The organism is Saccharothrix longispora, from assembly GCF_030852425.1.
Taxonomy (GTDB): Bacteria; Actinomycetota; Actinomycetes; order Mycobacteriales; family Pseudonocardiaceae; genus Actinosynnema; species Actinosynnema longispora.
The window spans coordinates 31,243-58,125 of the sequence record NZ_NSDM01000009.1 but is presented as its reverse complement, the minus strand read 5'-3'; the positions used below and the strand labels follow the sequence as shown (position 1 = coordinate 58,125).

Below are 26,883 nucleotides of genomic sequence, written 5' to 3'. Positions count from 1 at the left end.
CAGGGGGTGGGGTAGGACGTGTACGCGGAGGAGCGCCAGCAGGTCATCCTCGACCGCGCCCGTGCCAAGGGCCGGGTCGACGTCGCCGCGTTGGCCGAGGAGTTCGCCGTCACCACCGAGACGATCCGCCGCGACCTGACCGCGCTGGAGCGCCACGGCGTGCTGCGCCGGGTCCACGGCGGCGCCATCCCGGTGGAGCGCCTCGGCTTCGAACCCGCCATCGCCACCCGCGAAGGCGTGATGACGGCCGAGAAGGAGCGCATCGCCAAGGCCGCCCTGGCCCTGCTCCCCGACGAGGGCACCATCCTGCTCGACGCGGGAACCACCACCGCGAAGATGGCCGACCTGCTGCCCCTGGACCGCGAACTCACCGTCGTCACCCACTCGGTGAACATCGCGCTGATGCTGACCAGCAGGCCCAACCTCACCGTGATGCTGGTCGGCGGCCGACTGCGCAGCCGCACCCTGGCCACCGTCGACGCCTGGGCGTTGCAGGCGCTCAAGGACAGCTTCGTCGAAGTCGCCTTCATCGCGACCAACGGCCTGTCCTCCGAACGCGGCCTCACCACCCCCGACCCCGCCGAGGCCATGGTCAAGCGCGCCGCCATCGGCGCCGCGCGGCGATGCGTCCTGCTCGCGGACCACACCAAGATCGGCAACGACCACTTCGCGCGGTTCGCCGACCTCGGCGACATCGAAACGCTCATCACCGACTCCGGCACCGACTCCGCCGTCGCCGAGGAGCTCCGGGCGGCCGGCCCGCGCGTGGTCATCGTCTGACGCGACGTCGTGCGCGGCAGCGGCCGGTCCGCCCGAACGGACCGGCCGCTGCCGCGCACCGCCGGGTCACCGCCCGGCCAACCACCCCAGGACGGTGTCGGCGGTCCCGGCCACCCGGTCCTCCATGATCGTGAAGTGGTTGCCGGTCACGTCGGCGACCGCGTCCGCGGTGTCCCAGCGCGAGCGCCAGTCGGTGCCCTCCTGCTCGGGCGCCAGCGGTTCCGTGGCCCGCAGCAGCAGCGTCGGCACGCCCACGCGCGACGGCCGCCAGTCCCACATCAGGTCGAAGCACCAGGCCATCGCGGACAGCCCCGCGCTGCCGGGCGCGGCGAACCCGCTGTTGCGCTCGGCGAGCCCGCCGAGCAGCCCCGTGCCGGAGGTGCGGACGAAGTCGGCGTCCATCAGGTAGGTGTCGGCGAGCACGACCCCGGCGGGCGGCGTGCCGCGGGCGACCAGCTCCTCCGCCACCGCGTGCGCCAGCAGGCCGCCCGTGGACGAGCCCAGCAGCACGAGCGGGCCGGCACCCCCCACTGCGCCGGGCTCCAGGGCGTCGGGGCCCAGGGCGTCGGCGAGCACGCCCACCAGGGCGTTCCGGTCGGCGGGCAGGGCGTCGCCCTCGGTGAACCCGGGCAGCGGCACGGCGGACACGTCGGCCCGCCCCCGGCAGCGGGCGGCGAACCGCGCGTACTGCTGCACGCCCGCGAGCGCCACCAGGGCGGGGACGCAGACGACGTGCGGCGAGCCCGCCCCTCCCCTGGCCAGCCGCACCGGCCGGACGGGCCGGGTGAGGCCCCGGGCGTCGGCGAACACCGGCCGGAGCCGGGCGACGCTGCGCAGCAGGTCCATCGCGGCGTCGGCGCGGCCCTCGGCCTGGGCGCGGTGGAACAGCGCGGTGACGGTGTCCTCCCCGGTCGGCCGGGTCGTCGCGGTGGGCTCGTCGGGCGCGGTGTCCAGTTCACGGGCCAGGTGACCGGCCAGTCCGACCGGGCTGGGGTGCTCGAACACCAGTCCGGCGGGCAGGGCGAGACCGGTCGCCGCGCGCAGCCGGTTGCGCAGGTCCATCGCGGTGAGCGAGTCGAACCCGAGGTCGGGAAAGCCCCGTTCGGGTGTGACGGCGTCGGTGTCGGGGTGGCCGAGCACGGCGGCGGCCAGGCCGCGCACCAGGTCGGTGAGCCGGGCGAGCCGGGTGGCCCCGTCCAGCTCGGCGAGGTCGCGCCGCAGGTCCCGCCCCCCGGCCGCGCTCGCCGCGGCGGTGCGGCGGGCGGCCGGGACCAGGGCGCGCAGCAACGGCGGCGGCTGCGGCAGCGCCCGCAGGCCGGGCAGGTCGAACCGGACCGGGGCCACCGCCGCGTCGGCGCGGGCGATCGCCGCGTCGAACAGCGCCAGCCCCTCCTGCACGCCCAGCGGCACGACCCCGCCCGCGGCGAGCCGGCGCAGGTCGGTGTCGGTGAGGCGGGCCGACATCGCGCTGTCCCGGCTGCCCGCGGACGCCCACGTGCCCCAGGCGAGGGACGCCGCGGCGAGGCCGTCCGCGCGGCGGCGGGCGGCGAGGGCGTCGAGGAAGGCGTTGGCGGCGGCGTAGTTGGCCTGGCCGGGCGTGCCCGCGAGGCCGGCGAACGAGGAGAACAGCACGAACGCGGACAGCCCTGCCTCGCGGGTCAGCTCGTGCAGGTGCCAGGCGGCGTCCGCCTTGGGGCCGAACACCGCCGACAGCCTCTTGGGGGTCAGCGAGCCCAGCACGCCGTCGTCCAGGACGCCGGCGGTGTGCACGACGGCGGTCACCGGGTGCTCGGCGAGCAGGCCGGTCAGCGCGGCCCGGTCGGCCACGTCGCAGGCCACCACGTCGACGTGCGCGCCGGCGGCCGCGAGGTCGGCGACCAGCGCGTCCGCGCCCTCGGCGGCGGGGCCGCGCCGACCGACCAGCAGCAGCCGCCGCACGCCGTGCGCGGCCACCAGGTGCCGGGCGACGAGCGAGCCGAGCCCGCCGGTGCCACCGGTGACCAGCACCGCCCCCGCACCCCACCGCGGCGCCTCGCCGGGCCCGGGGTCGCAGCGCACGAGCCTGCCGACGAGCGCGACGCCGTCGCGCAGGGCGACCTGGGTCTCCCCCAGGGCCGCCGCACGGGCCGCCGCGGCGCCGAGGGCGGCGAGCGAGGACACCTCGCCGTCGAGGTCCACGAGCAGGAGGCGGCCGGGGTTCTCCGACTGCGCGGACCGGACGAGGCCCGCCACGGCCGCGCCGGCGAGGTCGGGCCGGTCCGCCGTGGCGTTCCGGGTGACGACGACCAGCACGCTGTCCAGCAGCCGGTCATCGGCCAGGAACGCCTGCACCTCGCCCAGCACTCGGGCCAGCGCCTCCTCGGTGGCCGCCGCCTCGTCCGCGAGGGGGTCGGCGGTCACCGGCAGCAGCACGGCCCGCGGCGGTTCGGGCAGCAGACCCGCCGCCGCCGTGTCCGGCACGGTGTCGGTGACGCGGCCCCCGGCGTGCAGGGCGGCGGTCACGTCGAGTTCGTCGGCCCCGGCGACGGCCCACGTGCCGGTCGGCGCGTCGGCCTCGGGCAGCCGGGTGGTCCACTCCACCCGGTACAGCGACCGGGTGCCGCGGTCCGGGGCGCCGGCCACCGGCCGCAGGGCGAGCTCGTCGACGGTGAGCACCAGCCCGCCGTCCGGGTCGACGGCGGTCAGGGCGAACTCCGCGTCGCCGACCGGGGTCAGCCGCACGCGCAGCGCCCGCGCGCCCGAGGCGTGCAGGCGCACGCCGGACCACGAGAACGGCAGGTGCGGGCGGTCCGCGCCGGGGCCGGTGAAGCCGACGGCGTGCAGCGCGGCGTCGAGCAGCGCGGGGTGCAGGCCGTAGTCGCCCGCCTGTCCCCGCACGGGTTCGGGCAGCGCCACGTCGGCGGTCACCTCGCCGTCGTGCCGCCACGCGGCGGTGAGGCCGCGGAACGCGGGCCCGTAGCCGAACCCGGCCGCGCCGAGGCGGTCGTAGTGCCCGTCGAGGTCCACTTCGGACGCGTCGACGGGCAGCGGCTCGACCGCGGTCCCACCGGGTTCGTCGGGGGCCAGGACGCCGACCGCGTGGCGCGTCCACGGCGCGTCGGGGTCGTCGTCGGGACGGGAGTGCACCGCGACCGACCGGCTGCCGCCGTCGTCGGCGCCCACGACGACCCGCAGCTGCACGGGCGCGTCGACGGCCAGCGGGGCGTGCACGGTCAGCTCCCGGACCCGGGCGCAGCCGACCTCGTCGCCCGCGCGCACGGCGAGTTCGAGGAACCCGGTGGCGGGGAACAGCACCGTGCCGCCGAACGCGTGGTCGGCGAGCCAGTCGGGCGTGCCGGCGGCCAGCCGGGCGGCGAACACCGGGCCACCGTCGCCGGGCAGCCGCACGAGCGCGCCCAGCAGCGGGTGGTCGGGTCGGTCCAGCCCGGCCGCCGCCACGTCGCCCGTGCCGAGCAGGGAGCCCTCGGGCCACAGCGTCTGCCGCTGGAAGGCGTAGGTCGGCAGCGGCACGGCCCTCGCGCCGCTGCCCTCGAAGACCCGCGCCCAGTCGACCGGAACGCCGTGCGCGAACGCGGCGCCGATCGAGGCCGCGACCCGGCCCGGTCCGCCGTCGTCCGCGCGGAGGGTGGGCAGCACGACGGCGTCCGCGCCCGCCTCCTCCAGGGTTTCCCGGATGCCCAGGGACAGCACGGGCTGCGGGCCGAGTTCCAGGAACACCCGGTGCCCCGCCGCGGCCAGCGCGCGGACGCCGTCGGCGAAGCGCACCGGTTCGGCCAGGTTGCGGTACCAGTACCCGGCGTCCAGCTCGTCGCCGGGCAGGGCCCGGTCGTCGCACGTCGAGTGGAACGTCACGGAGCAGGCGCGCGGTGTCACGCCGGCGAGGGCGGGCAGCAGGTCGTCGCGCAGCACGGCCACGTGCGGCGAGTGCGCGGCGAAGTCGACGCCCGGCAACGGCCAGCGCATGACCCGCTCGGCGGCGAGGGCGCGTTCGACCAGGGTCATCGCGTCGGGGTCGCCGGAGAGGGTGGTGGTGCGCGGGCCGTTGACGGCGGCCACGGCGACCTGGTCGGGCGCGAGGTCCAACCGGCGCAGCACCGCCGCGAGGTGGTCGGCCGGGGCCATGGCGGTGAGCATCCGGCCGCGACCGGCCATCCGCTCGCCGATCAGCCCGCTGCGCACGGCGACGACCAGCGCGGCGTCGTCGAGGGACAGCGCGCCCGCCACGCAGGCGGCGGCGACCTCGCCCTGGGAGTGGCCGAGCACGGCGGCGGGTTCGACCCCGGCGGCCCGCCAGACGGCGGCCAGGGACACCATCACGGTGAACAGCAGCGGTTGCACGACGTCGACCCGGTCGGCGGGCGGGGTGCCCGGCTCGCCGCGCAGGACGGCGAGCGGCGACCAGTCGAGGTGCGGGGTGAGGGCGCGGTCGCACTCGGCCGCGCGCGCGGCGAACGCGGGGTGGCCGTCGAGGAGTTCGCGGCCCATGCCGGTCCACTGCGCGCCCTGCCCGGGGAACACGAAGACCGGGCGCTCGACGCGCGTGGCCACGCCGGTGGTGGCGGCCGGGTCCCCGGCGGCGACGGCGGCCAGGCCGGTGCGCAGCTCCTCCACGGAGGTCCCGGCGAAGGCCGCCCGGTGCTCGAAGGCGGTCCGGGTGAGCGCCAGCGAGCAGCCCACGTCCAGCGGGTCGGCGTCGGGGGCGAGGCGCTCCAGCAGGCGCGCGGCCTGGGCGCGCAGGGCGGCCGGCGTGCGACCGCTCAGCACCCACGGCACCGCACCGCCGGCCAGGCCGGCCCGGTCGGCGGGCTCCTCGTCCTCCTCGGCCTGCTCCAGCACGACGTGCGCGTTGGTGCCGCTCACCCCGAACGACGACACCGCCGCGCGGCGCGGCCGGTCGACCGACGGCCACGGCTCGGGCTCCAGCGCGAGCGACACCGCGCCCGCCGCCCAGTCGACCCGGCTGGACGGCTCGGTCACGTGCAGGGTGCGCGGCACGACGCCGTGCCGCATCGCCTGCACCACCTTGACGATGCCGGCCACGCCGGCCGCCGCCTGGGTGTGGCCGAGGTTGGACTTGATCGACCCCAGGCGCAGCGGCTCGGCGCGGCCCTGGCCGTAGGTCGCGAGCAGCGCCTGGGCCTCGATCGGGTCGCCCAGCACGGTGCCGGTGCCGTGCGCCTCGACCAGGTCCACGTCGGCCGTGCCGAGGCCCGCGTCGGCGAGCGCCTGCCGGATCACGCGCTGCTGCGACGGGCCGTTGGGTGCGGTGAGGCCGTTGGACGCGCCGTCGGAGTTCACCGCGCTGCCCCGCACCACGGCGAGCACGCGGTGGCCGTTGCGGCGCGCGTCGGACAGCCGCTCCAGCACGAGCGTGCCGACGCCCTCCGACCAGCCGAGACCGTCGGCGGCGTCGGAGAACGCCTTGCAGCGGCCGTCGTGGGCCAGCGCGCCCTGCGCGCCGTACTCGGTGAACGCCGAGGGCAGCACCATCACCGCGACCCCGCCCGCCAGCGCCAGCGAGCACTCCCCCGACCGCAGCGCCCGCACGGCGAGGTGCAGCGTCACCAGGGACGACGAGCACGCCGTGTCGACGGTCAGGGTCGGCCCCTCCAGGCCGAGGGTGTAGGCCACGCGGCCGGACGCGATGCTGCCCGCGCTGCCGTTGCCCTGGTAGCCCTCGTGGTCGCCCTCGGAGGTCTGGAGCAGGATGCCGTAGTCGCCGTACATGACGCCGAGGTACACGCCGGTGCGGGTGCCGCGCAGCGACGCCGGGACGATGCCCGCGTGCTCCACGGCCTCCCACGCCGATTCCAGCAGCAGCCGCTGCTGCGGGTCCATGGCCAGCGCCTCGCGCGGTGAGATGCCGAAGAACGCCGGGTCGAAGTCGGCGGCGTCGTGCAGGAACCCGCCCCGGCCGGGCCCGTTCTCGTTCAGCAGTTCCACGGGCCAGCCCCGGTTGACCGGCAGCGGGCTGATGGCGTCGCCGCCGGAGTCCACCAGTCGCCACAGGGCGTCCGGGTCGTCGACCCCGCCGGGGTAGCGGCAGCTCATGCCCACGATCGCGACGGGCTCCTGCCCGCGCGACTCCGCGTCGGCCAGCCGCTCCCGGGTCTGCGCCAGTTCGGCGGTGACCTTCCGCAGGTAGCCGAGCAGCTTGTCCTCGTTCATCCTCTGCCGTCCCCGCTAGTCGATGCGCAGCTCGTTGTCGATGAAGTCGAAGAGGTCGTCCGCCCCGGCGGTGCTGATCCGGGCGCCGACCGCGCTGGGTTCGGCGGTCGTGCCGCCGGTCCAGCGCAGCAGCAGCGACCTCAACCGGTCGGTGACCTCCTGCCGCGCGTCCGGGTCGCCGTCGTCCACGTCGGCGAGCACCCGGTCGAGCCGCTCCAGCTCGGCGACCGCGGCCCGCGCCCCGTCCGGCTCCGCCGGCGCGAGGCCGTCGAGCAGGAGCCGGGACACGGCGTCGACCGTCGGGTGGTCGAACACCAGCGTCGCGGGCAGCCGCAGCCCGGACACCGCGCCGAGCCGGTTGCGCAGCTCGACCGCGGTGAGCGAGTCGAACCCGAGGTCGGTGAACCCGCGACCGGGGTCGAAGTCGGCGCGCTCGTGCCCGAGCACGGCCGCCACCTGGTCGGCCACCACGGCGTGCACGGCGGCCAGGCGTTCCCCGGCGGGCAGGGCGCGCAGCCGTTCGGCGAGGTCGGCGGGCACGGTCTCGACGGCGCGCCGGGCGACCGGCGGCACCAGGGCCGACAGCAGCGGCGGCACGGCCCCCGCGGCGCGCAGCGCGGCCTTGTCCAGCCGCAGCGCCACCACCACCGGGTCGGGCAGGGCCACGGCCCGGTCGAACCGGTCCAGCCCCTCCGCCGGGGTCAGCGCGGGCGTGCCCATGCGGGCCAGCCTGGCCAGTTCGGCCTCGGACAGCCCGCCGGTCATGCCCGCGTCGGCAGACCAGGCGCCCCACACGAGGGACTGCCCCGGCAGGCCCGAGGCCCGGCGGTGCGCGGCGAGGGCGTCCAGCGCGGCGTTGGCGGCGGCGTAGTTCGCCTGGCCCGCGTTGCCGAACGTGCCCGCGACCGACGAGTACAGCACCAGTGGCGCGTCGGTCAGCTCGTGCAGGTGCCACGCGGCGTCGACCTTGGGCCGGAGGACGGTGTCGAACCGGTCCGGGGTGAGCGCGTCCAGCACGCCGTCGTCGAGCACACCGGCGGTGTGCACCACGGCGGCCAGGTGGCCCGCGGCGTCCAGCAGGGCGGCGACGGCGTCCCGATCGGCCACGTCGCAGGCCGCGACCCGCGCCCGCGCGCCCAGCCCGGCGAGGTCCGCGACCAGCGCGTCCACCCCGTCGGCCGCCGCGCCGCGCCTGCTGACCAGCAGCAGGTCCCGCACGCCGCGCCCGGCCAGGTGGCGGGCCAGCAGCCCGCCGAGGCCGCCCGTGCCGCCGGTGACCAGGACGGTGCCGTCCGGGTCCCAGGCCGGGTGGTCGGGGGCGGTCGTGGCGATCGGCGCGAGGCGGGGCACGAGGACCTCGTCGTCGCGCACGGCGACCTGGTCCTCGCCGCTCGCCAGGGCCGCCGCGAGGGACGGGCCCGGGTCGTCGGCGTCGACGAGCGCGAACCGGCCGGGGTGCTCGGCCTGCGCGCTGCGCACCAGGCCCCACACCGCCGCCGCGGCCACGTCGACGTCGTCCGCCCCGGTGGCGTCCACCCCGCCGCGGGTGCCGAACACCAGCAGCGCGTCGGCGCAGCGCGGGTCGGCGAGCCAGTCGTGCAGCACGCCCAGCGCCCAGCCGGTCGCGACGCGCACCGCCCGGGGCGTCGGCAGGCCCGCCGTGGCCGGCGGTCCGGCCAGCACGACGTCCGGCAGGTCGTCCCGGTCCACCTCGGGCAGCGGCGCCCAGCGGCCCTCGCCCGGGGTCACCCGCACCGGCGACCAGGTGACGCGCAGCAGCGGGTCCGGGGCGGGCGCGGTGGCGCCGAGGACGGCCGGGTCGACCGCGCGCAGCGCCAGCGACCGCACCGACACCACGGGCGCGCCGGCCGGGTCGGTGGCGGTGAGCGCCACCGCGTCGCCGTCGGGCACGAGCCGCACCCGCAGCGCCGTCGCGCCCGAGGCGTGCACGGTCGCGTCACCCCAGTTGAACGGCAGCAGCGGGGTGCCCGCCCCGGTCAGGTCGAGCAGCGCGGACGCCTGGAGCGCCGCGTCGAGCAGGCCGGGGTGCAGCACGAAGCCCGCCGCCTCGGCGGGGTCCGGGAGCGCCAGCTCCGCGAACACCTCGCCGTCGCGCCGCCACGCCGCGCGCAGGCACCGGAACGCCGGGCCGTAGTCGAAGCCGGAGTCGGCGAACCGCTCGTAGACGTCGGACAGGTCCACCGGGTCGGCGCCGGCGGGCGGCCACTCCGGGGGCATCGTCCCGGGGGCGCCCTCCGACGCCCCGAGGACGCCGCTCGCGTTGCGCTGCCACGGCGCGTCGGCCGACGTCCGGGAGTGCACCCGGACCGCCCGCTCGCCGCTCCCGTCCGCGCCGCCCACGGTCACCTGGACCTGCGCGCCCGCCTCGGGCAGCGCCAGCGGCGCCTCCAGGGTCAGCTCGCGGACCGCGCCGCAGCCGATCCGGTCGCCGGCCCACACCGCCAGTTCCAGCATGGCCGTGCCCGGCACCAGGGTGGTGCCGAAGACGACGTGGTCGGCCAGCCACGGGTGGGTGCGGGTGGACAGCCTGCCGGTGCCGAGCAGTCCGTCGGAGTCCGGCAGCTCGACCGCGCCGCCGAGCATCGGGTGCACGGCCGCGCCGAGCCCGATCGACGCCGCGTCCCCGGCCTGGGCCTGCGGCTTCGGCCAGAAGCGGCGGTGCTGGAAGGCGTAGGTGGGCAGGTCGGCCCGGTCCGCGCCGGCGAACAGCGGCGTGAGGTCCACGCCGACACCCGCGGTGTGCAGGCGGGCCAGCGCGGTGACGGCGGAGGTGTGCTCGTCCCGGTCCGCGCGCAGCACGGGCAGCGCGACCGCCGCGCCGTCCAGGGTCTCCTCCGCGAGGGCGGTCAGCGTGCCGTCGGGGCCCAGTTCCAGCAGGACGCCGACGCCGTTGTCCCGGCACCACGCCACGGCGTCGTGGTAGCGGACGGTCGCCCGCACGTGCCGTACCCAGTACTCGGGATCGGTCACGTCGGCGTCGCCGCCGGTCACCGTGGACGTGATCGGCACGCGCGGCTCGGCGAACGACAGCCCGGCGACGACCTCGCGGAACGCGTCGAGCACCGGTTCCACCAGCGGCGAGTGGAAGGCGTGGCTCACCCGCAGGCGGGTGGTCTTGCGGCCGAGCGCGGCGAAGTGCGCGGCCAAGTCCTCCACGGCGGCGGCGTCGCCCGCGACCACGACCGCGTGCGGACCGTTGACGGCGGCGAGGTCGACCCGCTCGTCGAGCAGGGGCCGCACCTCGTCCTCGGACGCCCGGACGGCGACCATCGCCCCGCCCGGGGGCAGCGCGGACATGAGCCGGCCCCGGGCCACGACGAGCTTCGCCGCGTCGGGGCCGGACAGCACCCCGGCGACGCGGGCCGCCGCGATCTCGCCGATCGAGTGCCCGACCAGCACGTCCGGGCGCACGCCGAACGACTCGACGAGCCGGTGCAGCGCGACCTCCAGGCAGTACAGCGCGGGCTGGGCGAACGCGGTGTCGTCCAGCCGGTCGCCGCCGGCCACGACGTCGCGCAGGGAGACGCCCGGCCCCGACGTGCCCGGTCCGGACGTGCGCAGCTCGGCGTCGACCTCGGCGGTGACCTCGTCGAGCGCGGCGGCGAACACCGGGAAGCGGGCGGCGAGCCCGGTTCCCATGCCGACCCGCTGCGCGCCCTGGCCGGCGAACAGCAGCGCCACGCGCGGGGCGTCCCGGACGACCGCCTCGACCAGGCCGGGTGCGGTGCGCCCCTCGGCGAGCGCGGCGAGCCCGGCGTGCAACTCCTCCTCGGTGGTCCCGACGACGGCCGCCCGGTGCTCCAGCGCGGACCGGCCCGAGGCGAGCGTGCGGCCGACGGCGGCCGGGTCCTCCGCCCGGTCCAGCAGGTGGTCGAGCAGGCGGCGGGCCTGTGCCCGCAGCGCGCCGCCGCCGCGGGCGGACAGCACCCACGGCACCGCGCCGGCCTCGCCGCGCGCACCCGTCGGCGCGGCCGGGGGTTGTTCGACGATGACGTGCGCGTTGGTGCCGCTGATGCCGAACGACGACACGCCCGCCCGGCGGGGACGCCCGGTGTCGGGCCAGTCGGTGGTCTCGGTGAGCAGCCGCACGCTGCCCTCGGTCCAGTCGACCTGGCGGGACGGCTCGGTGACGTGCAGGGTGCGCGGCAGGCGGCCGTGGCGCATGGCCAGCACCACCTTGATGATGCCCGCGACGCCTGCCGCGGCCTGGGTGTGGCCGAGGTTGGACTTGATCGAGCCGAGCAGCAGCGGCTCGTCGCGGTCCTGGCCGTAGGTGGCCAGCAGCGCCTGCGCCTCGATCGGGTCGCCGAGCGTGGTGCCGGTGCCGTGCGCCTCGACCACGTCCACGTCGGACGGGCTCAGCCCGCCGCCCGCGAGGGCCTGCCGGATCACGCGCTGCTGGGACGGGCCGTTGGGCGCGGTGAGCCCGTTGGACGCGCCGTCCTGGTTCACCGCGCTGCCCCGGACCACCGCGAGCACGTCGTGGCCGTTGCGGCGGGCGTCGGAGAGCCGTTCGAGCACGAGCACGCCGACGCCCTCGGACCAGCCCACGCCGTCGGCGGTGTCGGAGAACGACTTGCACCGGCCGTCGGACGACAGGCCGCGCTGGGCGATGAACTCGGCGAACGGCGTGGGCGTGGCCATCACCGTGACGCCGCCGGCCAGCGCCAGCGAGCACTCCCCGGAGCGCAGCGACTGCGCGGCCAGGTGCAGGGACACCAGGGACGACGAGCACGCCGTGTCGACCGTGACGGCCGGTCCCTCCAGGCCGAGGGTGTAGGACACCCGGCCGGACGCGACGCTGCCCGCGCTGCCGTTGCCCTGGTAGCCGCCGGTCTCGGAGTCGCCGCGCAGCAGCATCCCGTAGTCGCTGTACATGACGCCGACGAACACGCCGGTGCGGCTGCCTCGCAGGGTGCGCGGCGGGACGCCGGCCCGTTCGCAGGCCTCCCAGGAGGTCTCCAGCAGCAGGCGCTGCTGGGCGTCGGTGGCGACGGCCTCGCGCGGGCTCATGCCGAAGAAGTCGGCGTCGAAGTCGCCCGCGTCGTGCAGGAAGCCGCCTTGCCGCACGTCGCGGGGGACCTCCAGGTCGTCCACGCCGTCCAGGTCCCAGCCGCGGTCGGTCGGGAAACCCGTCACGGCGTCCCCGCCGGCCACCAGGAACCGCCACAGCTCCTCGGGCGTGGTGATGCCACCCGGGTAGCGGCAGGCCATGCCGACGATCACGACGGGGTCGTCGTCGGCGGCGGCGGTCGCGGGGGCCGTGACCGCCCCGACCGGTTCACCGTCCACTTCGGACAGGATGTGCCCGGCGAGCGCCAGCGGCGTCGGGTGGTCGAACACCAGGGTCGCGGGCAGCCGCAGCCCGGTGGCGGCGGTGAGGTTGTTGCGCAGCTCCACGGCGGTCAGCGAGTCGAAGCCGATCTCGCCGAACGCCCGCTCGGGCTCGATGTCGCCGGCCGAGGCGTGCCCGAGGACCTGGGCGACCTGGGCGCGGACCTGGTCGAGCACGAACCGCAGCCGTTCGGCGGGAGACCGGTCGCGCAGGGTGCGGGCCAGCTCGCCCGCGCCGGCCGAGGCCCGGCGCGCGGTCTGCTTGACCAGGGCGCGGAACAGCGGCGGCACCTCGGGCGCGGCGCGCAGGGCGGCCAGGTCCACCCGCACCGGCAGCACGGCCGGGCGGTCGAGGTCGCCGAACGCGGTGGCGTCGAACAGGGCCAGGCCCAGTTCCTCGCTCAGCGGCGGCAGGCCGGACCGGGTCATGCGGGCCACGTCGGCCTCGGCGAGCCCGCCGAGCATGCCCTCCGCCCGCGCCCAGGCGCCCCACGCCAGCGAGCGCACGGGCAGCCCGCGCGCGGCGCGGTGGGCGGCGAGGGCGTCGAGCGCGGCGTTGGCGGCGGCGTAGTTGCCCTGGCCGGCCGCGCCGAGCGCGCCCGCGACGGACGAGAACAGCACCAGCGGCCCGGTGAACAGCTCGTGCAGGTGCCAGGCCGCCTCGACCTTCGGCCGGATCACCCGGTCGAGCCGGGCCTGGTCGAGGGAGTCGAGGACGCCGTCGTCGAGCACGCCCGCCGCGTGCACCACGGCGGACGGCGGGTGCTCGGCGAGCAGCGCGGCCACCTGGTCGCGGTCGGTGGTGTCGCAGCGGACCACGTCGACCCGGGCGCCCAGCCCGGTCAGGTCGGCGGCGAGGTCGGCCGCACCCGGCGCGTCGGGTCCGCGTCGACCGGCCAGCACCAGGTGCCCGACGCCGTGCGCGGTGACGAGGTGGCGGGCGAGCAGCGCGCCCAGCCCGCCCGTGCCGCCGGTGATCAGCACGGTGCCGGTCCACGGCTCGGCGGGGCGCGCGGTGACGCGCACCAGCCGGGCGGCGCGGGCGTTGCCGTCGCGCAGGACCAGTTGGGGCTCGCCGGTGGCGACCGCACCGGGCAGCGCGGCGGCCGAGGCGGGCGTCCCGTCGAGGTCGACGAGCGTGACGCGCCCCGGGTTCTCGGTCTGGGCGGTGCGGGCGAGGCCCCACGCGGCGGCGAGGGCCGGGTCCGGGTCGTCGCCGGTCGCGCCGGACGTGACGAGCACCAGGCGGGTGGCGGCGAGGCGGGGTTCGGCGAACCACCGCCGGAGCAGGTCGAGCGCCGCGCCCGCGGTGGCCCGGACGGACGCGGGGAGGTCGCCTCCGGCCTTCCCGACCGGCACGGCGACCGCGCCGGGCACGTCCTCCGCCGCCACCAGCCCGGCCAGGTCCGCGTACACCGGCAGGTCGAGGCCGGGGACCGGCGCCCCGAGGGCGGCACAGCCCGCCGTGGTCGCCGCGGTGGTCGGCACCGGCACCCAGTCGACGCCGAACAGCGCGTCCCGCGTGGTGGGGCCGGCGACCTGGCCGGCCGCCACCTCGCGCAGCACCAGGCCCTCGACGGTGGCGACCGGGTCGCCCGCGCCGTCCGACACGCGCAGGGACACCTCGTTCCGCCCGGTCGGGGTCACGGTCGCGCGCAACGAGGTGGCGCCGGTGGCGTGCAGGGTCGCGCCGCGCCAGGAGAAGGGCAGTCGACCGCCCTCCAGCCCGGCGAAGCCGACGGCCTGGAGCACCGCGTCGAGCAGCGCCGGGTGCACGCCGAACGCGCCCGCCGCCGCCCGGTGCTCCTCGGGCAGGTCGGTCTCCACGTGCACCGCGCCGCCCGCGCGCCACACCGAGGTCAGGCCCTGGAACACCGGGCCGTAGGCGAAGCCGTCGGCGGCGGCGCGCTCGTAGAACCCGTCGAGGTCGACCGGCTCGGCGTCGGCGGGCGGCCACGCGGCCGGCCCGGCGGCGGGATCACCGGCCGGGGGGTCACCGGCGGCGGGGGTGGCGGTGCCGGTGGCGTGCCGGGTCCACGGGCCGTCGTCGTCCTCCGGTCGCGAGTGGACGGTCAGGGACCGCGCGCCGGTGTCGTCGGCCGCGCCGACGGCCACCTGGACCACGACGGAGCCGCGCTCGGGCAGGACGAGCGGCGCGGCGAGGGTCAGCTCCTCCACCCGACCGCACCCGGCCTCGGTGGCGGCGTGCGCGGCGAGGTCGAGGAACGCGGTGCCGGGCAGGATCGCCGCGCCCAGCACGGCGTGGTCGGCGAGCCACGGGTGCGTGTCGAGGGACAGGCTGCCGGTGAACAGGTGGCCGCCGGTCTCGGTCAGCTCGACGCTCGCGGCGAGCAGCGGGTGGCCGGAGTCGCGCAGGCCGAGGCTGCCCAGGCCGCCGGCCATCAGCCGCAGTCCCTGCGGCCAGTAGTGGCGGTGCTGGAAGGCGTAGGTCGGCAGGTCGGTGCGCCGCGCGCCGGTGCCCGCGAACACCTCCGCCCACGCCACGGGCACGCCCGCCACCGCGAGGCGGCCGAGCGCGGTGGCGGCGGAGACTTCCTCGCCGGTGCCGCGCCGCAGCAGCGGGACGGCCCCGGTGGCGGCGCTGAGCGAGCCGTCCGGCCCGATCTCCAGCAGCACCGCGACCTCCAGGGACGCCACGGCGTCGGCGAAGAGCACGGTCCGCCGAACCTGGTCCACCCAGTAGTCCGGCGAGCAGGCGGTGTCCGCGTCCAGCGGTCGTGCGGTCACCGTGGAGGTGATCGGGACCCGCGGCGGCGCGAACGACAGCCCCTCGACGACGGCCCGGAAGTCGTCCAGGACCGGGTCCATCAGCGGGGAGTGGAAGGCGTGGCTCACGGCGAGCCGGCGCGTGCGGTGACCGGCGTCGGCCAACCGGTCCGCGGCGGCCAGCACGCGGTCCTCCGGGCCGGCGATCACCAGGGCGTCCGGGGCGTTCACGGCGGCGAGCACCACGTCGTCGTCCAGCACGGCCGCGACGTCGTCCACCGAGGCGCGCACCGACACCATCGCCCCGCCGGCCGGCAGCGCGGACATCAACCGGCCGCGCGCGACGACCATGCGGGCCGCGTCGGCCAGGGACAGCACGCCGGCGACGTGCGCGGCGGCGATCTCGCCGACGGAGTGGCCGACCAGCACGTCCGGCCGCACGCCCCACGAGCGCACGAGGCGGAACAGGGCGACCTCGACCGCGAACAGGGCGGGCTGGGTGAACGCCGTGTCGTCCAGCCGCCCGTCACCGGAGGTGACGACCTCGCGCAGCGACAGGCCGAGTTCGGCGTCGAGCGCGGCGTACACCTCGGCGAGGGCGTCCGCGAACACCGGGTGGCGGGCGGCCAGCTCCTCCCCCATGCCGACCCGCTGCGCGCCCTGGCCGGCGAACAGCAGGCCGACGCGGGCCCTGCCGCGCACGGCGGTCGACGTGCCGCCCTCGGCGAACGCGGTCAGCGCCCCGATGGCGTCGGCCTTCGCCACGGCGGTGACGGCGGTCCGGTGCTCGAACCACGAGCGAGTGGTGGCCAGGGAGAACGCGGTGTCGAGCAGGTCGGCGGTCGCCAGGTGCGCCGCCAGCCGGGCGGCCTGGTCGCGCAGCGCCTCGGGCGTCTTGGCGGTCACCACGAGCGGCACGGCGGCCGGCGTGACGACGGCGGCGGGTCGGGTCGGTGCGGCGGGCCACTGCTCGATGACGGTGTGCGCGTTGGTGCCGCTGATGCCGAACGACGACACGCCCGCGCGGCGCACCCGGCCGGTCTCCGGCCACGGCACCGGCTCGGGCAACAGGTCCACGTCGCCCGCGTCCCAGTCCACGTGGGACGATGGGGTGCCGAGGTGCAGGGTGCGCGGCACGATCCCGTGCCGCATCGCCATGACGACCTTGATGACGCCCGCGACGCCCGCCGCCGCCTGGGTGTGGCCCAGGTTCGACTTGATCGAGCCGAGCAGCAGGGGCCGTTCCCGCTCCTGGCCGTAGGTGGCGAGGACGGCCTGCGCCTCGATCGGGTCGCCGAGCGTCGTGCCGGTGCCGTGCGCCTCGACCACGTCCACGTCGGACGGGGTGAGGCCGGCGTTGGCCAGCGCGGCGCGGATCACCCGCTGCTGCGACGGGCCGTTCGGCGCGGTCAGGCCGTTCGACGCGCCGTCCTGGTTCACGGCGGAACCACGCACCACCGCGAGCACGTCGTGCCCGTTGCGCCGCGCGTCGGACAACCGCTCCAGCACCAGGATGCCGACGCCCTCGCCCCAGCCCACGCCGTCGGCGCTGTCGGAGAACGACTTGCAGCGGCCGTCCGGGGACACGCCGCGCTGCCGGCTGTAGTCGACGAACACGTTGGGCGTGGACATGACGGTCACGCCGCCCGCCAGCGCCAGGTCGCACTCGCCCTGGCGCAGCGCCTGCGCCGCGAGGTGCAGGGTGACCAGGGACGACGAGCAGGCCGTGTCGACGGTGATCGCCGGGCCCTCCAGGCCCAGGGTGTAGGCGACCCGACCGGACGCGATGCTGCCGCCGCTGCCGTTGCCGCCGTAGCCCTCGGCGTCGGCGACGTTGAACAGGGTGAACGCGTAGTCGCTGTACATGACGCCGACGAAGACGCCGGTGCGGCTGCCGCGCAGCGTCACCGGGTCCACCCCCGCGCGTTCGACCGCCTCCCAGGACGCCTCCAGCAGCAGCCGCTGCTGCGCGTCGGTGGCCAACGCCTCGCGCGGCGACAGGCCGAAGAACGCCGCGTCGAACTCGGGCGCCTCGTGCAGGAACCCGCCGGACCGCGTGTACGACGTGCCGGGGTGCGCGGGGTCGGGGTGGTAGAGGTTGTCGACGTCCCAGCCGCGGTCGGTCGGGAAGTCGGTCACCGCGTCCACGCCGTCGCTGACCAGCCGCCACAGGTCCTCGGGCGAGCGCACCCCGCCGGGGTAGCGGCAGCCCATGCCGACGATGACGATCGGGTCGTCGTCGGAGGGGCGCGTGGCCGGCGCGGCGGTGGGTGCGTCGGCGAGCGTGCCCAGCAGTTCGTCACCGAGGTACGCGGCCAGCGCGGCCGGGGTCGGGTAGTCGAACACCAGGGTCGCGGGCAACCGCAGGCCGGTGGCCGCGCCGAGCCGGTTGCGCAGGTCGACCGAGGTCAGCGAGTCGAAGCCGAGTTCGCGGAACGGCAGGTCGGGGTCCACGGCGTCGGCCGTGCCGTGCCCGAGGACGACGGCGACCTGCTCGGCGACCATCCCGGCCAGCGCGCCGGCCCGCTCCTCGACGGGCAGCGCGGACAGGACGTCGGACAGCGCGCGGGCGGCGTCGGAGCCGGCGCGGGCGGCGGACCGGCGGGTGGGCGGCACGAGGCCCCTCAGCAGGGCGGGCACCTCGAACCGGCCGCGCAGCACGGCCAGGTCCAGGTACAGGGGCGCCGCCACGGGTTCGACGGTCGCCACGGCCGCGTCGAACAGCGCGAGGCCGGTCCCGGCGGGCATGGCGGGCATGCCGGAGCGGGCCATGCGCTGGAGGTCGGCGTCGGTGAGCGTGCCGGTGAGGCCGCCCTCCTGCGCCCACGGCCCCCACACCAGGGACTGGGCGGGCAGACCGGCGGCGGCGCGGTGCTGCATGAGCGCGTCGACCCAGGCGTTGGCGGCGGCGTAGTTGGCCTGGCCGGGGCTGCCGAGCGTGCCGGACACCGAGGAGTAGGCGAGGAACGCGGTCAGGTCGAGGTGGGCGGTGGCCTCGTGGAGGTGCCAGGCCACGTCGACCTTGGGCCGCAGCACGCCCGCCATCCGCTCGGGCGTCAGCGACGAGAGCACGCCGTCGTCCAGGACACCGGCGGCGTGCACGACCGCGCCCACCGGGTGCGCGGCGACGAGGGCGCGCACGGCGTCGCGGTCGGTGAAGTCGCAGGCGGCCACGGAGACCTCCGCGCCCAACCCGGTCAGGTCGGCGACCAGGTCGCCCACGCCCGCCGCGGCCGGTCCGCGGCGACCGGCGAGCACGAGCCTGCGCGCGCCGTGGTCCACCACCAGGTGCCGGGCGAGCAGGCCGCCCAGGCCGCCCGTGCCGCCGGCGACGAGGACCGCGCGGTCCGGGTCGACCAGGGGCGACTCGCGGCGGGGCGCGTCGGCGGGCACGCGGGCGAAGCGGGGCACGAGCACCTCGCCGTCGCGCACGGCGGCCTGCGGTTCGGCGGCGGCGAGCACGGCGGCCAGCGACCCGGCCCGGTCGTCCGGGCCGAGGTCCACCAGGGCGAAGCGGCCGGGTTCCTCCATCAGCGCGGACCGCACGAGGCCCCACGCGCCGGCGGCGGCGAGGTCGGCGACGTCCTCGCCGCGCACGGACATCGCGCCGCGCGTGACGACGACCAGGACCGCGTCGCCGAACCGGGTGTCGGACACCCAGGTCCGGCACAGCTCCAGGACCCGCACCGCGACCTCGTGCGCGGACTCCACCGGCCGTGACGGGTCGCCCTCGACCGGGGCGAACACCACGCCGCTCGCGGCGTCCAGGTCGTCCAGGGCGGTGTGGTGCACCGCGCCGGGCAGGCCGAGGTCGTGCGGGCCGACGACGACCGGCGCGTCCAGCGGGGTCGCCTCGGCGGTCACGGGCGTCCAGTCGACGCGGAACACCGAGGTCGGCGCGGTCGGCGCGTCGAGGGCGTCGGCGGCGACCGGGCGCAGGGTCAGCGAGGTGACGGTGGCGACCGGCTCGCCGTCCGCGTCGGCCACGGCCAGCGCCACGGCGTCCGGGCCGACCGGGGTCAACCGGACGCGGACCGCGCCCGCGCCGCCCGCGTGGACGGTGACACCGGACCAGGAGAACGGCAGGCGGCCCGCGCCACCGCCGTCGGGCAGGGCGAACGCGGAGGCGTGCAGGGCCGCGTCGAGCAGCGCGGGGTGCAGGGCGAACGCGGAGGCGTCCACCGAGTCGTCGGTCTCCGGCAGCACGACCTCGGCGAAGGCGTCCTCGCCGCGCCGCCACACGGCGGTGAGCCCCTGGAACGCCGGTCCGTAGCCGAACCCGCCCTCGGCGAGGTCGGCGTAGAAGCCGTCCAGCGGCACGGCGGTCGCGCCGGTCGGCGGCCACTCGGCCCCGCCGGGCGCGGCGGGGAGGGCGGCGACGGCCAGCACGCCGGTCGCGTGCCGCGTCCACGGCTGGTCGGCGGCCTCGGGGCGGGAGTACACGGTGAGCGGGCGCGTGCCGTCGTCGGCGGGCGCGCCCACGGCGACCTGGACGTCCACCCGGCCCCGGGCGGGCAGCACGAGCGGGGTCTGGAGCGTCAGCTCCTCGACCCGGGAGCAGCCGACCTCGTCGGCCGCGCGGACGGCCAGCTCCAGGTAGGCGGTGCCGGGGACGACGACCGCGCCGAGCACGGCGTGGTCGGCGAGCCACGGGTGGCTGCGCACGGACAGGCTGCTCGTGAACAGGTGCCCGTCGGAGTCGGGCAGCTCGACGGCCGCGCCGAGCAGCGGGTGGCCTGCCGGGCGCAGGCCGGCGGCGGACACGTCGCCCGCGGCGTCCGCGGTGCGCGGCCAGTAGCGGGTGTGCTGGAAGGCGTAGGTGGGCAGGTCGACGCGTCGCGCGCCGGTGCCCGCGAAGGCGGCCAGGACGCCGCCGGCTCCGGCGGTGTGCAGCTGCGCGAGGGCGGTGACCAGGGCGGTCGGCTCGTCGCGGTCGCGGCGCAGCAGCGGCACGACGACCGCGCCGTCCGGCGCGCCGTCCTGCACGGCGCCGGTCAGCGACCCGTCCGGGCCGACCTCGACGAACAGCGCGGCGCCCGTGGCGCGCACCGCGTCGGCGAACCGGACGGTGTCCCGGACCTGGCGGACCCAGTACCCGGGCGAGTCCCACTCGCCCGTCGAGGTGGGCTCGTGGGCGATGCGCGGCGCTGCGAAGGCGATGCCGTCGAGGACGCGCCGGAAGTCGTCCAGCACCGGGTCCATCAGCGCCGAGTGGAAGGCGTGACTCACCCGCAGCCGCGTGGTCCGGTACTCGGACAGCCGTGCCACGACCGCGAGCACGGCGTCCTCGGGACCGGCGACCACCAGCGACGCGGGGCCGTTCACGGCGGCGATCGACACGCCGTCGACCAGGAGCGGCGCGACGACGCCCTCGGGTGCGGCCACCGCGACCATCGCACCGCCGGCCGGGAGCGCCTGCATCAGGTTCGCCCGCGCCACCACCAGGCGGCACGCGTCCGCCAGCGGGAACACGCCCGCCACGTGCGCGGCGGCGATCTCGCCCACCGAGTGCCCGACCAGCACGTCCGGGCGCACGCCCGCCGACTCCAGCAGCCGGAACAACGCCACCTCGACCGCGAACAGCGCGGGCTGGGCGAACCCGGTCCGGTCCAGGTCGCCGTTGAGCAGCACGTCGCGCAGCGACCAACCCAGCTCGCCGTCGAGCACGGCGGCCACCTCGTCCAGGGCGGCGGCGAACACGGGGTGCGCCGCGTGCAGCTCGCAGCCCATCCGGGCGCGCTGGGAGCCCTGCCCGGCGAAGACGAACGCGGTGCGGGGCCTGCCGCGCGCGACGACGCCCTCGCCGTTCCCGGCGAACGCGGTCAGCCGGGCGATCGCCTCGTCGCGGTCGGCGGCCACGACGGCGGCGCGGTGCGCGAACGCCGACCGGCTCGTGACCAGGGAGTACGCCAGGTCGACGGTGCGCAGGTCGGTGCGCTCGCCGAGGAACGCCGCCAGCCGGGCGGCCTGGTCGCGCAGCGCGGCCGGGGTCTTCGCGGACAGCACCCACGGCAGGACGCGGTCCGCCGCCGGCTCGGGCGCGGCCACCGGTTCGGGCGCGGACCGCGCGGCGGGGGCCTGCTCGATGATCGTGTGCGCGTTGGTGCCGCTGACGCCGAACGAGGACACGCCCGCGCGCCACGGCCGGCCGGTCTCCGGCCACGACCGGGCCCGGTCCAGCAGTTCGACGGAACCGGCCGTCCAGTCCACGTGGGACGACGGCGCGTCGAGGTGGAGGCTGCGCGGGGCCAGGCCGTGGCGCATGGCCAGCACGACCTTGATCACGCCCGCGACGCCGGCGGCGGCCTGCGAGTGGCCGATGTTCGACTTGATCGAGCCGAGCAGCAGCGGGCGCTCGCGGTCCTGCCCGTAGGCGGCGAGCACGGCCTGCGCCTCGATCGGGTCGCCGAGCGTCGTGCCGGTGCCGTGCGCCTCCACGAGGTCCACGTCGGACGGGGTGAGGCCCGCGTTGGCCAGCGCGGCGCGGATGACCCGCTGCTGCGACGGGCCGTTCGGCGCGGTCAGGCCGTTCGACGCGCCGTCCTGGTTCACGGCGGAACCACGCACCACCGCGAGCACGTCGTGACCGTTGCGGCGCGCGTCGGAGAGCCGTTCGAGCACCAGCACGCCGACGCCCTCGGACCAGCCCACGCCGTCCGCGCCGTCGGAGAACGAGCGGCAGCGGCCGTCGGCCGACATCGCGCCCTGCTCGCTGAACTCGATGAACCCGGCCGGGGTCGACATCACCATCACGCCACCGGCCAGCGCCAGCGAGCACTCCCCCGCCCGCAGCGACCGCGCGGCCAGGTGCAGCGCCACCAGGGACGACGAGCACGCCGTGTCCACGGTGACCGCCGGCCCCTCCAGGCCCAGCACGTAGGAGATGCGGCCGGAGAGGACGCTGGCCGAGTTGCCGCTGTTGAGGTGGCCCAGCACCTCCTCGTGGGCGTGGGCGGCGACGCCCGCGTAGTCCTGGCCACTGGTGCCGACGAACACGCCGGTGTCCCGCCCGCGCAGGGTCGCGGGGTCGATGCCGGCGCGTTCCAGCGACTCCCAGGTGACCTCCAGCAGCAGGCGCTGCTGCGGGTCCATGGCCAGCGCCTCGCGCGGGGAGATCTCGAAGAACCCGGCGTCGAAGCCCGCCGCGCCCTCCAGGAAACCGCCCTCGCGGGTGCGGGACGACCCGAAGTCCGAGCCGGCCAGCACGTCCAGGTCCCAGCCCCGGTCGGTGGGGAACGGGCCGATGCCGTCGCGCCCCTCCACCAGCAGGTCCCACAGGTCCTCGGGCGAGCGCACCCCGCCCGGGTAGCGGCAGGCCATGCCGACGATCGCGACGGGGTCGTCGTCCACGGCGGCGCGCGCGACGCCCGGCAGGAGCGCCGCGGGGCCGCCGACCAGCTCGGCGAGGACGTGCTCGGCGAGCACGGCGGGCGTCGGGTGGTCGAACACGAGGGTGGCGGGCAGGTTCAGGCCGGTGAGCGCGCCGAGGCCGTTGCGCAGCTCCACGGCGGTCAGCGAGTCGAACCCGAGGTCCCGGAACGGCCGGTCGGCCTCGATGGCGGCGGGGTCGGTGCGGCGCAGCACGGACGCGGCGACGGTGCGGACGGCGTCGAGCACCGCCGCGCCCCGGTCGGCCTCGGGCATGGCGGCGAGGCGGTCGCGCAGTTCGGAGGCGGTGGTGCCGGCGTCGGTGCGGTCGGCCTCGGCGGCGGCCACGGCGTGCCGGGCCTGCGGCAGGTCGGCGAACAGCGGCGTGGGGCGGCTGAGCAGCGACAGGTCCAGGAACGCCGACCAGTCCACGTCGGCGACGGTCAGCGTCGGCAGCCCTTCGGCAACCGCGAGGTCCAGCGAGTCCAGCGCGGAGTCCGGGTCGAGCGGCGCGACACCGCGCCCGAACGCGGTGGCGGCCGGGTTGTCCGGCAGCGCCCACGGTCCCCAGGCGACGGAGGTGGCGGGGAGGCTGCGGGCGTGGCGGTGCTCGGCGAGGGCGTCGAGGACGGCGTGCGCGGCGGCGTGCCCGGCGCGGCCGAGGACCCCGGTGACGCCGGTGAGCGAGGAGCACAGGACGAACGCGGCGAGGTCGAGGTGGGCGGTGGCCTCGTGCAGGGTGGTGGCGGTGCGCGCGCCGGTCAGGGCGCGGGCGAGGTGGTCGGCGTCGGCGCTGTCGACCACCAGGTCGTCGTGGACGCCGACGGCGTGCACGACGGACGTCACGGGGTGCTCGGCGAGCAGGGCGTCCACGGCGGCGCGGTCCGTGAGGTCGCAGGCGGCGAACGTGACCCGCGAGCCGGTCGCTTCGAGTTCGGCGCGCAGGTCGGCGTGCGCGGCGGCGTCGGCGGTGCGGGCCACGAGCAGCAGGTGGACGCCCGCGCGGGCCAGGTGTCGCGCGACCCGCGAGCCGACCCGGCCGGTGCCGCCGGCGACGAGCACGCGGTCGCCGGACCAGGCGGTGGACGGGTTCGCGGTCCTGGCGGGCGCGGGGACGAGGCGGCGGGCCAGCACGCCGTCGGCGCGCACGGCCACCTGGTCCTCGTCGCCGGCGAGCACGCGCGGCAGCAGGACGGCGGTCGCGGCGTCCACCGCGGCGGGCAGGTCGACCAGCCCGCCCCAGCGGCGCGGGTACTCCAGGGCGGCGACGCGGCCGAGGCCCCAGGCGGCGGCCTGCGCCGGGTCCGCCTCGACGTCGCGGGTGGCGCACCACAGCGGGGCGTCCACGCCGAGGTCGCCGAGCGCCTGCACCAGGCACGCCCCGGCGGTGGGGTCCTCCAGGGCCAGCAGGGACAGCACGCCGCCGAAGTCGGCCCCGTCGAGCAGGGCGGGCCGCAGCGACGCGACGAGCCCGGCGCGGGTGAGGTCCTCCGGTGTCACGACGGCCGTCGGGCCGAGCGCGGCGACGACCTGGCCCACCCACTCGGAGCCGAGGTGCGCGGCGGGCACGACGACCAGCCACGGGTCGGTGTCGCCGGCGGGGCCGGGTTCGACCGGGGTCCAGGTGGCGCGGTAGCGGCGGCCGTCGGTGACGAACCGCTCGCGCCTGCGCCGCCGCCACGCCGACAGCGCGGGCACGACCGCGCCCAGGGCGGCCTCGTCCACGTCGAGGTCCGCGCTGAGCCGGTCGAGGTCGGTGGAGGCCAGGACGTCCCAGAAGCCGTCGTCCCGGACCTCGCCGGACTCGGGCGCCTCCGGCCAGAACCGCTCGTGCCGGAACGCGTAGGTCGGCAGCTCGACCGCGGTGCGCGGGCCGAGGAACGCCGCCCAGTCGGGGCGCGTGCCGCCGACGGCCAGCGCGCCGACCGCGACGGCCAGCGCCTCGTCCTCGCCGCGGTCGCGGCGCAGCGTCGGCACGACCGCGGCGGGACCGGCGCTCGCCTGCGCCATGCCGGACACGGACCCGTCGGGGCCGATCTCGAGGAGCGTGCGGACGCCGTCGTCCACGAGCCGCCGCACGCCGTCGGCGAACCGCACGGTGGAGCGGACCTGGGTGACCCAGTGGGCGGCCCAGTCCGACGAACCCCAGTTCTCGGGGCGCAGCGGCGCGCCGGTCACCGTGGACACGATCGGGATGACGGGCTCGGCGTGGGTGATCGCCTCGGCGACGGCCCGGAACTCGTCGAGCACGGGGTCCATCAGCGGCGAGTGGAACGCGTGGCTCACCCGCAACCGCCTGGCCCTGTCGCCCAGGCGCTCGGCGACGGCGAGCACGGCGTCCTCCGGTCCGGCGAGGACGACGGACCCGGGCCCGTTCACCGCCGCCACGGCGACCTCGGGCGGCAGGAGCGGCAGCACGTCTGCCTCGGCCGCGCGGACGGCGACCATCGCGCCGCCCCCGGGCAGGGCGCGCATGAGCCGGCCGCGCGCGGAGACCAGGCGGCAGGCGTCGGGGAGGGTCAGGACGCCCGCGACGTGCGCGGCGGCGATCTCGCCGACGGAGTGGCCGAGCAGGAAGTCCGGTCGGACGCCCCACGACTCCAGGAGCCGGAACAGCGCCACCTCGAACGCGAACAGCGCGGCCTGGGTGTGGTCGGTGGAGTCCAGCAGGTCCGCGCCGGGCGTGCCGGGCTCGGCGAACAGCACGTCGGTCGACGTGTCGAGCAGGGCCAGCGCCTCGTCCAGCGCGGCGGCGAACACGGGGTGGTGGGCGTGCAGCTCGCGGCCCATGCCCGCGCGCTGCGAGCCCTGGCCGGCGAACAGCGCGGCCAAGCCGCCCCGGAGGGGCGTGCCGGTGAGCACGTCGGGGTGCGGCGTGCCGGCGGCCAGCGCGTCGAGGCCGGCCAGCAGCCCCTCGCGGTCGCGGGCGACGACGGCGGCGCGCTGGTCGAGCGCGGCCCTGGTGGTGGCGGTCGAGAACGCGAGGTCGGCGACCGGCGCGGTGGAGCCGGCGACGTGGTCGCGCAGCCTGGCGGCCTGCGCGCGCAGGGCGGCGGCGCCCCGTGCCGACACCAGCACCGGGACCGCGTTCGCGACCGGCTCGGCGGGTTCGGCGGGTTCCGCGTCCGGGGCCTGCTCCAGGATCACGTGCGCGTTGGTGCCGCTGAGGCCGAACGACGACACCGCGGCCCGGCGCGGCCGGTCCACCTCCGGCCAGTCGCGGGCCTCGGTCAGCAGCTCCACGCGGCCCGCCGACCAGTCGACGGCCGTCGTCGGGCGCGTCACGTGCAGGGTCGCGGGGAGCACGCCGTGCCGCATCGCCTGCACGGCCTTGATCACGCCCGCGACGCCGGCGGCGGCCTGCGTGTGGCCCAGGTTGGACTTGACCGACCCCAGGTAGGCGGGTTCGTCGCGGTCGAGGCCGTAGGTCGCGAGCAGCGCCTGCGCCTCGATCGGGTCGCCCAGCGACGTGCCGGTGCCGTGCGCCTCGACGACGTCCACCTCGGACGGCGACAGGTCCGCGTTGGCCAGCGCCTGCCAGATCACCCGGCGCTGGGACGGGCCGTTGGGCGCGGTCAGGCCGTTGGACGCGCCGTCGGAGTTGACCGCCGAGCCCCGGACGACCGCCAGCACGCGGTGCCCGTTGCGCCGGGCGTCGGACAGCCGTTCGAGCACGAGCACGCCGACGCCCTCGGACCAGCCGGTGCCGTCCGCCCCGTCGGCGAACGCCTTGCACCGGCCGTCGGAGGCCAGGCCGCCCTGCCGGGAGAACTCGACGAACGCGCCGGGCGCGGACATCACCGTGACGCCGCCGGCCAGCGCCAGCCCGCACTCGCGGGTGCGCAGGGCGTGCGCGGCCCAGTGCAGGGCGACCAGGGACGACGAGCACGCCGTGTCGACGGTGACCGCCGGCCCCTCCAGGCCCAGCACGTACGCCAGGCGGCCGGACAGGACGCTGGCCGCGTTCCCGGTGCCCAGGTGGCCCTCGACGTCCGCGCCCGAGGCGTGCACGAGGTGCCCGTACTCCTGGCCGTTCGTGCCGACGAACACGCCGGTGTCGCCGCCGCGCAGGGCGGTCGGGTCGAGCCCGGCCCGCTCCAGCGCCTCCCACGCGACCTCCAGCAGCAGGCGCTGCTGCGGGTCCATGGCCAGCGCCTCGCGCGGCGAGATGCCGAAGAAGTCCGCGTCGAAGTCGCCCGCGCCGGCCAGGAAGCCGCCGCGCGCCGTGGACGCCGCCGCGCCGAGCGCGGCCAGGTCCCAGCCCCGGTCGGCGGGGAAACCGCCGATGGCGTCACCGCCCGACGCGACCAGCTCCCACAGCTGCTCCGGGTCGTCGACGCCGCCGGGGAACCGGCAGCCCATCCCGACCACCGCGATCGGCTCCCGTTCGCGGCGCCGTGCCTCGTCGAGGCTGCGCTTGGTGTCGCGCAGGTCGGCGGTGGCCCGCTTGAGGTAGTCGAGCAGCTTGTCTTCACTGGCCACGGC

General features: G+C 77.6%; 1 protein-coding gene and 2 pseudogenes. 1 reads left to right on the top strand and 2 read right to left on the bottom strand.

The features are described from left to right. Window positions 1-18: 18 nt before the first annotated feature. Window positions 19-780 (top strand): DeoR/GlpR family DNA-binding transcription regulator, encoded by a 762-nt coding sequence (locus CKY47_RS21125; RefSeq protein ID WP_306747651.1) that lies wholly within the window; start codon window positions 19-21, stop codon window positions 778-780. 66 nt (window positions 781-846) lie between these two features. Here CKY47_RS21125 and CKY47_RS21120 read toward each other — a convergent pair. Beyond that, a pseudogene (locus tag CKY47_RS21120) lies at window positions 847-6,945 on the bottom strand (SDR family NAD(P)-dependent oxidoreductase); the annotation flags it as partial. Window positions 6,946-6,963: 18 nt separating this feature from the next. Further along, window positions 6,964-26,862, bottom strand: a pseudogene (locus CKY47_RS21115) (type I polyketide synthase); the annotation flags it as partial. Window positions 26,863-26,883: the final 21 nt, after the last annotated feature.